Genomic DNA, 13,683 nt, shown 5'->3' on the forward strand with positions numbered 1-13,683 from the left:
ATTCCTTGTAAGCACAGAGGGTTGATATCGATTAATTCTAGTATTCGTAAGTGCAGGTCAATCGCTAAACCGGCTGTCCATTCCACACGTAAAGCACGCGAGCGAGGATGTGGGTGTCATCCACACGAATCTCTTCTATATCGTGATGCTTGTTGTCCGAGATCATCTTGAAACGATCCTTGCCTTTCTTCTGTAGGCGCTTCACGTAAAGCATGTCGTCGTGGGAGAAAAGGTAGATACCGTCTCCGGTGAATTCCCTGATCGTGATGTCCACCAGCAGCGGATCGCGGTCCTTGATCGTCGGCGCCATCGATTGGCCCCACCCGGTGATCATCTTGAGGTGGAAGTGTTCTTTGAACGTGACTCCCATCTCGCGCAGGTGTTTTGGGCTGACCCGTATGTCCTGGAGCATTTCCGGGTATTCGTGCGGGATCTGCCCACCGCCCATGGCTGCGCGCACGTCGTAGTGGGCAATCCATACCTCATCACCGACCTGTCCGGGGCGCGAGAAGTCGACGGTAATGACGTTGCTTGCTGGCTCATTCGCCGCTGACGCAATGCGCCGGCGTACGTCCTTAGGCAGACCCTTTCCGTGCTTTTCAAGCATGTCACGAACCAGATCGGCGGCAGATAGAGTATCTGCGCTCGCTGGGACGTTGGCCTTGCGTAAGCTGGAATGGCCCGGCTCTTCACCTGATCCATGCTGTAGCCACTCAATTTTTACATCGAGCGCCTCAGCGATTGCCTGCATTTTCGCTGGACCCGGCATTGCCTCGCCGTTCAGCCATTTGCTCGCTGCCTTAGGGGTGACCTTGGCTATTTCAGACAGCCGAGCGCCCGCACCCCATTGGTCGATGCCTTTTGCGGCTACCGATTGTTTGAGGCGAAAGGCGAACGCTGCGCGTATCTCTTCGATTTGAACCATAGGTTCAATATCGCACGGCCTTGCATGTACTTTCAGTTCCGACATAATATGTACTGCAAGTTCATATATCGCCTGGAGGCCACATGAGCCCGCTTAAGAAATCAATTGATGATGCCGGCGGCGTTCCGGTGGTTGCCCTGGCATGCGGCAAGACCCCGCGGGCCGTTTACAAGTGGCTTTCCGCCGATTGCCTGCCCCGCACCGAGTACACCGGAGAGACGCGGTACGCAGAAAGGATCGCGGCTTTGGCTTCTGCTAATGGCAAGCCATTCAAGCCTGCTTGGCTTCTTTCCGAGGCCCATCCGAAGAAGGCAGTCGCCTGACATTCCTGTCCGCCGTTCCATTTACCAGATGATCGCCTCTGCACGTGCGGGGCGCTACGTAAAGAATTTCGAGGTGTTACATGCAGGAATTGATGAAGGCGATCTATGACGTGGTTGACGACCATGGGGCAGGGCGGATTGCAGAGGGTGCGGACTTCACCAGTCGCACGCTGGTTTCCCAAAAGGCGAACCCGCACTACGAGACCCACCGCATGAATGTGGAGGAGCTGCACCGGATTATGAAGTTCACGCAGGACTTCCGGCCATTAAAGGCCTGGGCCGAGGTGTTTGGCTTTGACCTGGTGTCGAAGGACATGCCCGAGGGTATCAACCTCAACTCCGCGCTTCTGCGTTTGCACGCCGACCTCGCTGACGTGACCCGCCTTGCGTTCGACGCCCAGGCCGATGGTCGCGTCTGTTCACGCGAGAAATCGGAACTGCTCAAGGAGGCTGAGGAGGTGATCGTCAGCCTTGAAGTCTTCAAGCAATCGGTGAAAGCCGCCTAACCATAATTTCCGCGCATGCGCGGATTAGTGCCCTTTGGCTTCGCACTATCAATTGAGCGGACCAGAAACCCAGGCACAAAAAAGCCGACGTACGAGGTCGGCTTCTTCTACAGCTGTAAGCGAGAGAAATCATGCCAAACATTGTTCCGATACACAACCCTCGGGGGTTCACCCGAATGGACAACCAGATGATGGATGGCTTGATGGCCATCGATTTGTCGGCGCGCGAGATGAAGATCGTTTTGTACGTGGCCAAAGCCACCTTGAACTTTAGCACGGGTGCCCATCGCATCCCGGCGGTCGATATCGCCAAGGCAACACACATTCATCCCGACACGGTCTCGAAGGCGATTTCCGGCCTGCTGCGCCGTCGCGTGCTGTACCGAGAGGGTGGTGCACGCGGTGACATCGGCGTTTGCGACCCAAAAGAGTGGATATTCGTCGTAGAGCCGAAACAGACCATATCGTCTGATTCGGCTCAAGTGGTCCGAATCGGCTCAGCCGCGAAACAGACCAAAACCGACGACTCCCTTCTTTATACAAAGAAAGAACCCCTATTAACTCTTTCTACGAAAGAGATTAATCCGCCCCAGGAACCAGCCGAACATCCAGAGCCTGATCGCAAAGCTCCGTTCGGCATGGCTCAACTGCTGGCCGACAACCCGCACAACGTTCCGGAGCAACTGCTGGCCGACTGGCTGACCCAGCGCAAGACCAAGCGCGCAGCGGTGACCGCCACCGTCTGGTCAACCGTGAACACCGAGTTGGCCAAGTGCGCCGAGGCTGGTATCACCGCAGACGTTGCAATCACTGAAGCGCTCAATTCTGGCTGGCAGGGCTTCAAGGCGTCTTGGGTGATTAAGCGTTTGGCAGAGTCCGCACCGGTGCCGGTCCCTCAGTCGCGCCACACCGGATTTGCTGAACGCAACTACACCGATGGGCTGATCCAGCGTGAGGATGGTTCCTATGCGATCTGAGCCAATTCCTCCAGCGCCTGAACTACCGCCGGGCACCCGCATCCAGCCCGCTGAGTGCGAGACCCACGGCCAGTACGAACAGAAGGTCTTCCCAGTACTTGGCAAAGAGCTGAGAAGTGGTTGCCCTGAGTGCAGCCGGATCATTCGGGAGAAGGCTGAAGCTGCTGAGCTGGCCAACAAGGCGATGGAGCTACGCATGGCCATGGAGCGAAAGCTCGGCGCCGCGCTGATCCCAAAACGCTTCGCCAGCAAGACCCTGGACGGGTATGTTGCTACCAGCACCGAACAGCGGAAAGCGCTGAACACCTGCCGCCGGTATGCCGCTGAGTTCGCGCAGATCGCCGAATCGGGCCGCTGCCTGCTCCTGCTGGGTAAGCCCGGTACCGGCAAGACACACCTGTCTGTCGCCATCGCCAACGAGATCATGGCCAAGTCCAGCGCAACTGCGGTGTACCGAACCATCGGCGCCGTCCTTCAGACCATTCGTGCCACCTACGACCACTCCAGTGACCAGAGCGAAAGCCAGATCCTGTCCAGCCTGATTAGCCCCTCGCTGCTCATCTTGGACGAGATCGGCGTCAGCAAGGAGAAGCCCAGCGACTTCGAGCTGACCACGCTTTTCGCAATCATCAACGGTCGGTACGAGCAAATGCGCCCGACTGTGATCGTCTCCAACCTTGATGCGAAGGCGCTGCCAGATGCACTCGGTGAGCGCTGCATTGATCGGTTGCGGGAGGGTGGGGTAATCGTCATCCCGTTCGAGTGGGAATCGCAGCGTGGCAAGGAGGGGGGCTGACATGACCAAGCCGGCAAAGCCTCGCCCAATGCCCGTGTATTTGGTGCTGCGCCGCCTGGTAGATCCTGCTACCGGCAAGGAGGTTGCCGCGTTCGTGCCGTCCTCCGACGCCGACCGATCGATCCTGCGCGAGCGTGAATTCAAGATGAACGCGAAGATCCGTGCCGACCTCAAGCAGCCACGTAATCCACGGTTCAATGGCCTGGTCCATGGCCTGGGCCGAGTGTTGAGCCAGAACATCGATCGGTTCTCCGGCAAGCAGTCACACGACGCCATCAAGGCGTTGCAACTGGAGTCTGGCGTGTACTGCGACGAGGAAGCGTTCGACATTCCTGGGTTGGGCCAGCTCACCCGAAAGACGCCCCGCAGCCTCTCATACGACTCGATGGGGGAAGAGGTCTTCCAAGACTTCTGGCGTCAGTGCTGCGCGTACCTGGTGCTGCACGACTGGCCGACGCTCACAGAAGAGCGCCTGACCGAGATGGCCGAGTTCGAAGCGTTTAAGGAGGTTGCATGACCATCGAACGGAAGCTGGCCAAGCCGAAGAAGTGCCGCGTTGCTGCGTGCGGTGCCTTATTCGTCCCTTCACGCATGGGCCAGGCGGTTTGCAGCCCGGCCTGCGCAATGATCGACGCGCCCAGGCATGAGCCGAAGGCGCGCAAGGCGCTGGCACAAATCGAGCGGAAGGACATCAAGGTCCGTAAGGAGGCCCTGAAGAGTCGCGCCGAACACATGAAGGATGCCGAGAAGGCTGTGCGGGACTGCCGGCGCACCTACGAGCTGAGTATTGGCAGTGGCTGCATGAGCTGTGGTGAGTCGCAGGAATCGATTCTTGCGGCCCAGGGTTGGAAGACTGGCGGGGCATTCGATGCGGGCCACTTCCTCGGCAAGGGAGCTCGCCCAGAGCTGCGCCTGGAGCCAACCAACATATGGCTTCAGTGCAAAGCGTGTAACTCGGGCTCCTACATGCACGCTCGCAAGGGCTACACCGTTTCCCAGGGCTTCCGCGCCGGCCTCATCGCTCGAATCGGCCTTGAGGCTGTCGAGGCGCTGGAAGCCGACCACACGCCACGCAAAGAAACCGTAGAGCAACTGAAAGCCATCACAGCCGAATACCGGGCAAAGACCAGAGAACTGAAGAGGGGGAATGCAGCGTGAACGAGCCAATCAAGATGAGTCCATGCGCGTTCTGCGGTGGCCCTCCAGTAACGATCCTTACTACCGCCTTCTTCCCGCGCCAGCACGTTGAGCGGGTAGCGAACTACGGCGAGGACGGTCTGAGTGTTGAGGCTGGGGTTTATTGCCATGAGTGCGGGGCCAGCGGCGAGACCGCCGAGGATGAGATATACGACGCCGAGAGTTACGACGACGTGATGCTTGATGCCATAGGGAAGTGGAATGTCCGGGACAAGCGGCATGCCGGCCTGTACGAGTCCAGCGATCATGCTGGCCGAAACCTATACCCGAGGGCTGACGCATGACCTATCGCAACGTTGTTTCAGCAGTAGTTCGAGCCCTCGCGGCCGAGACCATCAGTTTCGCCGGCGGCTGCGACTTTGAGCCGAAGGTGCAGTGCGCCAAGCAGAAGGGGGAGATCGTTGGCAAGGAGGCTGCCTTCCTGACTGACTGCTGGGTTTTCGGTCGTCTGCACAAGTCGCTATCTGCCGAGCACTGGCGCACCCTGGTGGCGAAGTTCTCCACGCATACTGAGCGCAAGCACGCGGCGATCATAGAGCTGACAAAGGTTGTGCGCTCACCGGCCCCGGAGCGGTTTATGCATTGCGCTGTCGTAACTTGGGCACTACCAAAACTTGCTGGTGTAGACGGAAAACGTTCCACCAACGTACTGCCGGCCGGCTGGTACGAGATGGACAACTGGTCGAACGAGCCGCACCCGACCAAGACGCAGGAGCGGTGGAGGCGTGATATTCGTAAGGTGCTGGAGAGTGAAGTGAATGAGGCTTTGGTGTCTGCACAAACGTTGCTGGATGCTGAAGGACTCATCGATACAAAAGTTGCTTGACCACGATTGCTCCAGTGAGCCATTATAAACGCATCCTGTCATTCCTGCGCGTGTTGAGGAGTGATCCAAAAGCCCAACCGCCTAAGTTGGGCTTTTTTATGAGCGCTAAAAAATTCGAGTTATCAGTATTCACCACTTTAGTCTCACTGGTTGCAGTGTTGGGCCCATTCTCCTATGGGGTCCTTGCGCTCTATGAAATTGGAAGACTGGGATATTTTAACGCGCCAGTCGACTTTCTACAGTTGGGGTCTTTTGGCTTCGCCGATGTGATACTCAAAGCGTACCCATCGGTGATTCCGATGGCTGCAGTGGTGGCTCTTTCCGTGAGATTTCTATGGCTGAAAGGCGTTCATCGTGCATATGCGGTTTTGCACATCGTTGGGCTTTTCGCTCTACTGCTTATTAATTTGGTTAACGGCGCAGGATGGAAGACATTTTGGATTTGCGTAGCTGCCGTCTCAATACTCTTTTTGTTAATCAAAAATCCACCAGCGCTGCCGGAGACGGGAAACGAGTCCCAAGAAGGTTCGAGGCAAGTAGAAACCAGAGACCAGAAGTTTTGGCGAATTGCTCGATGGTGTCCTGCACTGGCGTTCATCGTATTTATTTTAGGTTGGATGGTATCTGCTTATGGTGCAAAAAATGCCGAGCTTGAGACTTATTACTGGTGCACAAAGGATGAAGTCGTCCTCGGGTTTTACGGAGATAAGGTGCTTACGTCGAAATTGCAGAATGGGGATGTCGGTCATACTTTCTCTATTCGCGACGTTAAGACGTTGACTGAAATAAGTTATCAAAAGATTGGACCACTCAAGGTCATTCCACTTTGGAAGCCAGCTCTAGGCAGATAATTCATAAGATTGTAGGTTACAGCAGGTGCCCTGCTTAAAAAAGAACAACACAGCCCGCCACTGAGCGGGCATTTTTTTCTCATGCCCCACGGAGTCGAGCGCATGGAGTATCTACAGCGCCTGCTCGACAAGATCGACAGGTTCGAATTGTTGATTGCGGGCCTGATTGGGGCTGTTGTTGCAAGCTGGTGGCACAAAGACGACTTGTCCGACTGGCGAGCCTGGATGGTGTTCTTGATTACGGGGGTTGCCTGCTCGCTGTATCTGACGAGCATGGTCAGCGCCTACCTGAATGTCACTGAGCCGAAGATCGTCGCCGGGATTGGCTTCTTGCTGGGCACGTTCGGCGGTTCGCTCCTGGCAGCAATCAACCGAGCCATCAAAGCCGCTGACCTCTGGGCGCTCATCCGCCAGCGGTTCGGGGGAGGCAATCCACCATGAATCTTGAACTGATCAACTCCATCGCCTGCGGCCTTATCGCGCTGTGGGCCACCTGGTGCGTACTGAGCGGGAAGGTGAGGGACGGCGTTCTTGGGAAGCTGATCTACACCACGATCGCCATCACAGGTTTCGTTGTGTCGGTGCGCAGCCAGAACATCTTCTTTGGCCCGACGACTGCTGGCCTGACGCTGCATGTCGCCCTGGCCCTGGCAGGTGCCCGCCACATCTTCATGGTCACGTACTGGCAGCGGGTGAAGGTCTGGCTGTGCCGGACGCTGAACTGCGAGCACTGTCTGCACTGTGAAAAGGCGCCGGGCGGCATCGAGCGCCGGGGCAAGTAATTCAATCCAAGATAGAGGCATCAATGACGACCATCGCCTACAAAGACGGTGTGATCGCCTATGACTCCCAGATCACCTGTGGCACCTCCATCACCTACGACGATTATCAGAAGTGCCATGAAGTGAAAGGCGTCAAGTTCGTGATGTGCGGCAAGACCTGTGACTACACCGCTCTACAAGATGCGTACTTTGGCGCAACTGTCACCAAGGAAGTGGACGCCTCGGCCATTGTCGCTGATGGGAGTTCCCTGTGGTGTATTGGTGCCAGTGTCCAAGACGGATCTTGGAAGAGCCCGATCTTGCCGGGTGCAACCTATGCAATCGGCTCTGGTGCAGACCACGCGATCACTGCCATGGATATGGGGGCCACTGCGTACCAGGCGGTCGAGATGGCTGCCAGGCGCGATACCGGCACCGGCGGCACGATCCGCACTGTGATCATCAACGAGGGGATGGCTGATGCAAAGACCAATGCCCCCGGCGTCTCTGCTTGAGCTGGCCGACTTATCCGACTTCGGTACCCGCCTGACCCCAGCTCCTGAGGTATGGGAATGGCTCCAATCCGAGATCCTCGCCGACACCGGCACCATTCACAACGAAGACCACGCCCATCTACTCGATGCAGACATCCGGATCATGTGGGCGTCGTCGAGCTTCGCCAAGCAGGGCCGCACAGTCCTGGGTCAGGCCGAACAGGTAGCGTTCCGCGCCGGCGGTTGGCAGAAAGCCCGAATGGAGCAACAGATGCGTGATTGGTTTGGCGACGTGCCGGCCTTCATCATCACCCTGGCGGCTGACTACTGCGCCCAGTGCACCGACCTTGAGTTCTGCGCCCTGATTGAGCACGAGCTGTATCACCTGGCTCAGGCTACCGACAAGTACGGTCAGCCGGCATTCACCCAAGACGGCGCACCGAAGATCAAGCTGCAGGGGCACGACGTCGAAGAGTTCGTCGGTGTGGTCCGCCGCTATGGGGCGAGCCCTGACGTTCAAACGTTGGTGGATGCAGCAAACAGTCCCGCTGAGGTGGGGAAATTGAACATTGCGAGGGCCTGCGGAACCTGTCTGCTCAGATCGGCCTGAAATTTGACAGGCATTAGACGGAATCCAATTTATGGCAAACCTGAATAGTGAGGTGAAAGGCTTCATCGTTCAGGCCTTAGCGTGCTTTGACACCCCCTCTCAGGTGGTGGAGGCCGTCAAACAAGAATTCGGCATTGAGATATCGCGTCAGCTTTGTGAATCGCATGATGCAACCAAGCGGGCGAGCAAGACTCTCGCTGCCAAATGGGTGACGCTGTTTCACGATACCCGCAAGCGATTCAGGGAGGAGACGGCAGAGATACCGATAGCCAACCGTGCCCATCGACTGCGCACCCTTGGCCGCATGGCCGAGAAAGCCGAAAGCATGAAGAACATTGCGCTGACTGCCCAGCTACTGGAGCAGGCAGCCAAAGAGTGTGGCGACATCTACGTCAACCGGGCCAGGAAGGAAGAAGCTGGCGACGAGCCAGTGATCCCGACCCGCATTCAGGTCGACGTGGTGGATGCGAGGAAGCCGAATGCCGAGCCTTAACGTTCCGCAGGCTCAGTTCCTCACGCTGCCCCACAAGTTTCGTGCGTTCGTTGCCGGGTTCGGCTCTGGCAAAACCTGGGTGGGATGCTCGGCACTGAGCAAACACTTCATGGAATGGCCTGGGGTCAACGCTGGGTACTTCGCACCGACTTACCCGCAGATCCGTGACATCTTCTATCCGACCATGGATGAGGTGGCCTACGACTGGGGGCTGAAGACCAAGATCAACCAGGCGAACCATGAGGTTCACATCTACAGCGGCCGGCAGTACCGCGGCACTGTGATTTGCCGATCGATGGAGAAGCCGCAGACGATTGTTGGTTTCAAGATCGGCCAAGCCCTGGTGGATGAGCTGGACGTGCTGACAGCCCTCAAGGCACAGCAAGCCTGGCGCAAGATCATTGCCCGGATGCGTTACAACCTGCCCGGGCTGAAGAACGGGGTGGACGTCACCACGACGCCGGAAGGCTTCAAGTTCGTCTTCCTGCAGTTCGTGAAGCAGCTGCGCGACAAGCCGTCGCTCAAGGAGATGTACGGCCTGGTGCAGGCCAGCACCTTCGACAACGAGCTGAACTTGCCGGAGGACTACATCGCCTCCCTGATGGAGTCGTATCCGCCGCAGCTGATCATGGCGTACCTCAAAGGCCAGTTCGTCAACCTGACGTCCGGCACGATCTACACGGCCTACGATCGCAAGCTCAACGGGTGCTTCGACACCGTGCAGCCTGGTGAGCCCTTGTTCATCGGGATGGACTTCAACGTCGGCAAGATGGCGGCGATCACACACGTCAAGCGCGACCAGGGACTGCCCAGGGCGGTGGATGAGCTGATCGACGGCTACGACACGCCCGACATGATCCGCCGCATCAAGGAGCGCTATTGGCAGCACGACGGCAACGACTACAAGAAGACGTGCGAGATCAGGATCTACCCGGATGCCTCGGGCGATTCACGCAAGTCTGTGAACGCCAGCATCACCGACCTTGCCATGCTCAAGCAGGCCGGGTTCGCGGTCATCGCTCCAGCGGCAAACCCGCCGGTGAAGGACCGAATCAACGCAATGAACGCCGTCTTCTGCAATGCGCAGGGCGAGCGCCGCTACCTGGTCAATTCGCTCACCTGTCCGACCTATGCCGATGGCCTAGAGCAGCAGGTGTGGGGCGCAAACGGGGAGCCAGACAAAACCGCCGGCATCGATCACGCGAACGACGCCGGCGGCTACTTCATCCACCGCGAGTACCCGATCATCAAACCGGTCACCGCTATCAAAATGGGATACGCCCGATGAGCAACGACGTCTCCTTTAAGCGGGCGGAATACACGGCAGTGCTGGAACGCTGGGCGACCGTTCGCGACGTCTGCGCCGGCCAGCACCGGGTTGTTGACCGACTGCCCTACATCAACGCACACGACAAGTCGCCAGAGAACGTGGATCGCAACCGGGCTTACCGTGAGCGGGCGGTGTTCAAGAACGCCACCGGGCATACCCGAAACGGTTTGCTCGGCCTGGCCTTCCACAAAGACCCAACGCTGACGGTGCCCAAGAAGCTGGAATACCTGCAGGACAACGCCAACGGCTCAGGGGTGAGCATCTACCAGCACTCCCAGGGCACGCTTGAAAAGGTGCTTGAAGCTGGTCGCCACGGTCTGTACGTCGACTATCACCAGGATGACGGCATTGGTGGGCACTCGGTAATCCTCTCCTACTGCGCTGAAGACATCATCAACTGGCGCACGGGCATGGTGAACGGTCACAGCGTGTTGACGCTGGTGGTGCTGCACGAATCTCCGGAGATTCCTGACGGATTTGGCTACAAGACGGCTGAACAGTACCGGGAATTGGCGCTGGAGGATGACGGCTTTGTTTGCCGCGTCTGGCGCCGGTCCGGTCCGAAAGGTGGCGGGCCACTGACGGTTATCGAAGAATTCAGACCGGAAGGCGTCACGGGTCGTCTCAAGGAGATCCCATTCACCTTCGTCGGCGCGCAGAACAACGATCCGAGCATCGACGAGTCACCGCTCTACGACATCGCAATGATCAACCTTGGCCATTTCCGGAACAGCGCTGACTATGAAGACAGCGTGTTCTGGTGCGGGCAGGCTCAGCCGTCGATCACAGGCCTGGATGAGCATTGGCGCGACTGGATGGAGAAGAATGGCATCTACGTCGGTTCAAGGGCGCCGATGCTTCTGCCGGTGGGTAGCCGCTTCGAATACTCGCAACCGCTGCCGAACACTCTGGTCAGGGAGGCAATGAACGACAAGAACCAGATGATGATCGAGCTGGGCGCCCGGATGGTGGTTGCGTCACTTGCTACCAAGACCGCTACCGAGTCCCGCGGCGATCAGTCGGCTTCGACTTCGGTGCTGGCTGGCTGCGTGGCCAACGTCAGCGAGGCCTACACCCGGGCAATCATGTGGTGCTGCGCTTACATGGGCGTCGCCGACAAGAAGGTCGCCTACCAAGTTAATCAGGAGTTCGTCGAGCTCACTGCTGATCCGCAGATGATCACGGCCTTGGTTGGCTTGTGGCAGAACGGCGGATTCGCCAAGGCCGACTTGCGGGCTTACCTGCGTAAGCTTGGACTGATCGCACCGGAGCGCACCGACCAACAAATCGACGGCGAGCTGGAAGAGCAGGGCGATGGCCTGGGCCTGGACGACGAGGACACAATAGATGGCGGCGAACCAAGCAATACTTGACGCAACCATCCGGCACGCTGTCTTTCTTGAAAAGCTCAAGGCTGGGGAGGTGGGCAAGTTTGCTCCCTTCCTCAAGGAGATTGACCGGTCGATCCGTGATCGGCTGACCCAGTCGGACCTGACGGAATACAACACGAAGCGTCTGGAGGCACTGCTGAAGGAAGTCGACAGCCTGCTGCTGGGCATCTTCGACCGCTACAGCGCGCAACTGAACCTCGACCTGGTGGACATTGCCAACTACGAGGCCGAGTTTGAAGCGACCAGCCTTGCCAGATCGGCGCCGGTTGGTGTGTCGCTGGATGTGGTTGCGCCGACGGCTGCTGCAATCCGTACCGCAGTGCTGACGAACCCGCTCAGTGTGCGTGGCACCGGTGGCGGAAAGCTGCTTAAGGCGTTCATTAAGGGGTGGACCGGCGCCGAGCGTGAGCGCGTCACTGGCACGATCCGGCAAGGCTTCTTCGAGGGGCAAACCAACTTCCAGATCATTCGCAACATTCGCGGTACCAAGGCGGCGGGGTACAAAGACGGCATCCTGGCTATCACCAACCGCAACGCCAGTACGGTCGTGCATACCGCGATTCAGCATGTGTCGTCACAGGCGCGAATGGAAGTGGCCAAGGCGAACACGGACATCGTGTCCGAGATCCAAATCGTTGCAACGCTGGACAGCAAGACCAGCCAGCAATGCCGCTCACTGGATGGCCGCAGGTTCCCTGTTGAGTCTGGCCCAAGGCCGCCATTTCACCCGAATTGCCGAACCACGTTCATCATGCTGACCAGGCTCAGCGAGCTTTTCGCCAAGGACGCCACACGGGCATCTGTAGGCGCTGACGGAGGTAGGCAGGTAAATGCCAGTCTCGACTACTACCACTGGCTACAGCAGCAGCCAGCAGCGTTTCAGGATTCCGCAATCGGTCCTGTTCGAGCAAAGCTGTTCCGGGAGGGTGGATTAACCGTCGAGCGATTCACCGAACTGCAGCTTGATCGCAACTTTGCGCCGTTAACACTCGCCCAGATGAAGGTTTTGGAGCCTCTGGCATTTGAGCAGGCGGGCGTGTGAAAAGCATGCAAACCCCTGCAAAAATGATGCTTTTTGTGATGTTAGCCTTTCGTAAACCCAAAACGAGAGGTGGCAACCATGCATTCACAGTCCCAACAGGATTTTGATCACACCGTTGACTTTGTGCTCAACACTCTGCGCCTTGCGCGAGATCCCCGGTGGTTAACCAGTAGTGTCCCTGTAATCGGTGATGCTGCAAAAGATCCTGAAAAGCTGCTCAAGAGAGTTAGGGAGGTAGCCGAAGCTAACGGATTCGGTTACGTGGGGTTAGCGATTCTAGGGGGAGATCGCATCGCGTTTAACGGATCAAAAGACTGACAGGGATAGCTCTATACCGACATTCGATTCAATCACAGCCTCGGCATATGTCGGGGCTTTTTGTTGCCTGCAAAGCGGGCGAAACATACCCGAGGGGTGCATCAACGTGGCAGAAGAAAACGAAATCGACCTGGAAAACCCGGCAATCAAGGCCGCTATCGCGACTGCCGTTGAAGCATCCGTTTCTGGTTTGAAAACCAAGAATACAGAGCTGCTGGGAAAGCTGAAGGACACCTCCACCAAGCTGACCCAGTTCGAAACCCAGTTTGAAGGCATCGACATCGACGCCGTCAAAGGCCTGCTCAGTCGTGCCGGCCAGGACGAAGAAACCAAGCTGCTGACCGAGGGCAAGGTGGACGAGGTCTTCAACCGCCGCACTGAGCGCCTGCGCGGTGACTACGACAAGCAGTTGAAGGCCATCAGCGAGCGCGCCGAGAAGGCCGAATCCTTCGCCGCCAAGTTCCAGGGCAAAGTCCTGGGCGACTCGGTACGTGGTGCCGCACTGAAAGCCGGCGCGCTGCCGGAAGCAACCGACGATATCATCCTGCGCGCCAAAGGCGTGTTCACCCTTAACGAAGATGGCGATGCAGTCGCCGTTGATGAATCCGGCCAGGTCATCCTCGGCAAAGACGGCAAGACCCCTCTGACTCCGCTCGAATGGGCGGAATCTCTGCGCGAAAGCGCACCTCATCTGTGGCCAAGGGCTTCAGGGACATTTGCCCCGGGCGGGGGTGGCGGCAAGGCTGCATTCAAGCGCTCCGAAATGACCTCCGAGCAGAAGCGCGACTTTCAGCGCAAGCACGGCCAAACCGCATATCTCGCATTGCCCAAGTAAGGGGATTG

The 13,683-nt window shown here is 57.9% G+C and carries 19 protein-coding genes; 18 read left to right on the top strand and 1 reads right to left on the bottom strand.

Annotation, left to right across the window (positions count from 1 at the left end):
* Positions 1–64 precede the first annotated feature (64 nt).
* Complete coding sequence (locus tag QZR30_RS14440) at positions 65–925, bottom strand: XRE family transcriptional regulator (RefSeq protein ID WP_442967554.1); 861 nt, start codon at positions 923–925, stop codon at positions 65–67.
* 83 nt (positions 926–1,008) lie between these two features.
* On the opposite strand from QZR30_RS14440, the gene QZR30_RS14445 reads away from it, so the two are divergent.
* The 18 genes from QZR30_RS14445 (at position 1,009) to QZR30_RS14530 (ending at position 13,675) form a co-directional block, all read left to right on the top strand.
* Positions 1,009–1,248, top strand: a complete 240-nt coding sequence (locus QZR30_RS14445; RefSeq protein WP_311903487.1) for a hypothetical protein — start codon at positions 1,009–1,011, stop codon at positions 1,246–1,248.
* An 80-nt stretch (positions 1,249–1,328) separates the two neighbouring features.
* Positions 1,329–1,754, top strand: coding sequence for a phage regulatory CII family protein (locus tag QZR30_RS14450; protein ID WP_311903489.1), 426 nt, complete (start codon positions 1,329–1,331; stop codon positions 1,752–1,754).
* 131 nt (positions 1,755–1,885) lie between these two features.
* Positions 1,886–2,731, top strand: coding sequence for a replication protein (locus tag QZR30_RS14455; protein ID WP_311903490.1), 846 nt, complete (start codon positions 1,886–1,888; stop codon positions 2,729–2,731).
* Complete coding sequence (locus tag QZR30_RS14460) at positions 2,721–3,527, top strand: ATP-binding protein (RefSeq protein ID WP_311903491.1); 807 nt, start codon at positions 2,721–2,723, stop codon at positions 3,525–3,527. Before QZR30_RS14455 ends, QZR30_RS14460 begins: the two co-directional genes overlap by 11 nt.
* Positions 3,528–3,555: 28 nt before the next feature.
* The gene (locus QZR30_RS14465; protein ID WP_200846300.1) at positions 3,556–4,044 is read left to right on the top strand and encodes a hypothetical protein; all 489 of its coding nucleotides are present in this window, start codon (positions 3,556–3,558) and stop codon (positions 4,042–4,044) included.
* A complete protein-coding gene (locus QZR30_RS14470; protein WP_311903492.1) occupies positions 4,041–4,685 on the top strand; it encodes a recombination protein NinG in 645 nt (214 codons plus the stop codon). The genes QZR30_RS14465 and QZR30_RS14470 overlap by 4 nt, the downstream gene beginning before the upstream one ends.
* Positions 4,682–5,008, top strand: coding sequence for a Lar family restriction alleviation protein (locus QZR30_RS14475; RefSeq protein ID WP_311903493.1), 327 nt, complete (start codon positions 4,682–4,684; stop codon positions 5,006–5,008). Before QZR30_RS14470 ends, QZR30_RS14475 begins: the two co-directional genes overlap by 4 nt.
* A complete protein-coding gene (locus QZR30_RS14480) occupies positions 5,005–5,550 on the top strand; it encodes a hypothetical protein (protein WP_311903494.1) in 546 nt (181 codons plus the stop codon). The genes QZR30_RS14475 and QZR30_RS14480 overlap by 4 nt, the downstream gene beginning before the upstream one ends.
* A gap of 14 nt (positions 5,551–5,564) precedes the next feature.
* Entirely contained in the window at positions 5,565–6,401 is an 837-nt protein-coding gene (locus QZR30_RS14485) for a hypothetical protein (RefSeq protein WP_311903495.1), read from the top strand.
* A 102-nt stretch (positions 6,402–6,503) separates the two neighbouring features.
* Positions 6,504–6,842: a hypothetical protein gene (locus QZR30_RS14490; RefSeq protein ID WP_010211438.1), complete on the top strand. Its 339-nt coding sequence runs from the start codon at positions 6,504–6,506 to the stop codon at positions 6,840–6,842.
* On the top strand, positions 6,839–7,183 hold the full coding sequence (locus QZR30_RS14495; protein ID WP_311903496.1) for a hypothetical protein: 345 nt from the start codon (positions 6,839–6,841) through the stop codon (positions 7,181–7,183). The genes QZR30_RS14490 and QZR30_RS14495 overlap by 4 nt, the downstream gene beginning before the upstream one ends.
* Positions 7,184–7,206: 23 nt before the next feature.
* Entirely contained in the window at positions 7,207–7,677 is a 471-nt protein-coding gene (locus QZR30_RS14500; protein ID WP_311903497.1) for a proteasome subunit beta, read from the top strand.
* The gene (locus QZR30_RS14505; RefSeq protein WP_311903498.1) at positions 7,643–8,266 is read left to right on the top strand and encodes a putative metallopeptidase; all 624 of its coding nucleotides are present in this window, start codon (positions 7,643–7,645) and stop codon (positions 8,264–8,266) included. Before QZR30_RS14500 ends, QZR30_RS14505 begins: the two co-directional genes overlap by 35 nt.
* Positions 8,267–8,297: 31 nt before the next feature.
* The gene (locus QZR30_RS14510) at positions 8,298–8,759 is read left to right on the top strand and encodes a DUF2280 domain-containing protein (protein WP_017528147.1); all 462 of its coding nucleotides are present in this window, start codon (positions 8,298–8,300) and stop codon (positions 8,757–8,759) included.
* On the top strand, positions 8,746–10,047 hold the full coding sequence (locus QZR30_RS14515) for a terminase large subunit domain-containing protein (RefSeq protein ID WP_311903499.1): 1,302 nt from the start codon (positions 8,746–8,748) through the stop codon (positions 10,045–10,047). Before QZR30_RS14510 ends, QZR30_RS14515 begins: the two co-directional genes overlap by 14 nt.
* Positions 10,044–11,462, top strand: coding sequence for a DUF4055 domain-containing protein (locus QZR30_RS14520; RefSeq protein WP_311903500.1), 1,419 nt, complete (start codon positions 10,044–10,046; stop codon positions 11,460–11,462). Before QZR30_RS14515 ends, QZR30_RS14520 begins: the two co-directional genes overlap by 4 nt.
* Complete coding sequence (locus QZR30_RS14525) at positions 11,437–12,522, top strand: minor capsid protein (RefSeq protein ID WP_311903501.1); 1,086 nt, start codon at positions 11,437–11,439, stop codon at positions 12,520–12,522. The genes QZR30_RS14520 and QZR30_RS14525 overlap by 26 nt, the downstream gene beginning before the upstream one ends.
* Before the next feature lie 424 nt (positions 12,523–12,946).
* Positions 12,947–13,675, top strand: a complete 729-nt coding sequence (locus QZR30_RS14530) for a hypothetical protein (protein WP_068967225.1) — start codon at positions 12,947–12,949, stop codon at positions 13,673–13,675.
* The last annotated feature ends 8 nt before the right edge of the window (positions 13,676–13,683 follow it).

Origin of the sequence: Pseudomonas sp. rhizo25, assembly GCF_031931935.1 — a bacterium.
GTDB classification, from domain to species: domain Bacteria; phylum Pseudomonadota; class Gammaproteobacteria; order Pseudomonadales; family Pseudomonadaceae; genus Aquipseudomonas; species Aquipseudomonas synxantha.

Bases quoted from the DNA above. Each gene is read 5' to 3' on its own strand.
- QZR30_RS14440 (WP_442967554.1), bottom strand. From the start codon at position 925: ATGGTTCAAATCGAAGAGATACGCGCAGCGTTCGCCTTTCGCCTCAAA.
- QZR30_RS14445 (WP_311903487.1), top strand. From the start codon at position 1,009: ATGAGCCCGCTTAAGAAATCAATTGATGATGCCGGCGGCGTTCCGGTG.
- QZR30_RS14450 (WP_311903489.1), top strand. From the start codon at position 1,329: ATGCAGGAATTGATGAAGGCGATCTATGACGTGGTTGACGACCATGGG.
- QZR30_RS14455 (WP_311903490.1), top strand. From the start codon at position 1,886: ATGCCAAACATTGTTCCGATACACAACCCTCGGGGGTTCACCCGAATG.
- QZR30_RS14460 (WP_311903491.1), top strand. From the start codon at position 2,721: ATGCGATCTGAGCCAATTCCTCCAGCGCCTGAACTACCGCCGGGCACC.
- QZR30_RS14465 (WP_200846300.1), top strand. From the start codon at position 3,556: ATGCCCGTGTATTTGGTGCTGCGCCGCCTGGTAGATCCTGCTACCGGC.
- QZR30_RS14470 (WP_311903492.1), top strand. From the start codon at position 4,041: ATGACCATCGAACGGAAGCTGGCCAAGCCGAAGAAGTGCCGCGTTGCT.
- QZR30_RS14480 (WP_311903494.1), top strand. From the start codon at position 5,005: ATGACCTATCGCAACGTTGTTTCAGCAGTAGTTCGAGCCCTCGCGGCC.
- QZR30_RS14490 (WP_010211438.1), top strand. From the start codon at position 6,504: ATGGAGTATCTACAGCGCCTGCTCGACAAGATCGACAGGTTCGAATTG.
- QZR30_RS14495 (WP_311903496.1), top strand. From the start codon at position 6,839: ATGAATCTTGAACTGATCAACTCCATCGCCTGCGGCCTTATCGCGCTG.
- QZR30_RS14500 (WP_311903497.1), top strand. From the start codon at position 7,207: ATGACGACCATCGCCTACAAAGACGGTGTGATCGCCTATGACTCCCAG.
- QZR30_RS14505 (WP_311903498.1), top strand. From the start codon at position 7,643: ATGCAAAGACCAATGCCCCCGGCGTCTCTGCTTGAGCTGGCCGACTTA.
- QZR30_RS14510 (WP_017528147.1), top strand. From the start codon at position 8,298: ATGGCAAACCTGAATAGTGAGGTGAAAGGCTTCATCGTTCAGGCCTTA.
- QZR30_RS14515 (WP_311903499.1), top strand. From the start codon at position 8,746: ATGCCGAGCCTTAACGTTCCGCAGGCTCAGTTCCTCACGCTGCCCCAC.
- QZR30_RS14520 (WP_311903500.1), top strand. From the start codon at position 10,044: ATGAGCAACGACGTCTCCTTTAAGCGGGCGGAATACACGGCAGTGCTG.
- QZR30_RS14525 (WP_311903501.1), top strand. From the start codon at position 11,437: ATGGCGGCGAACCAAGCAATACTTGACGCAACCATCCGGCACGCTGTC.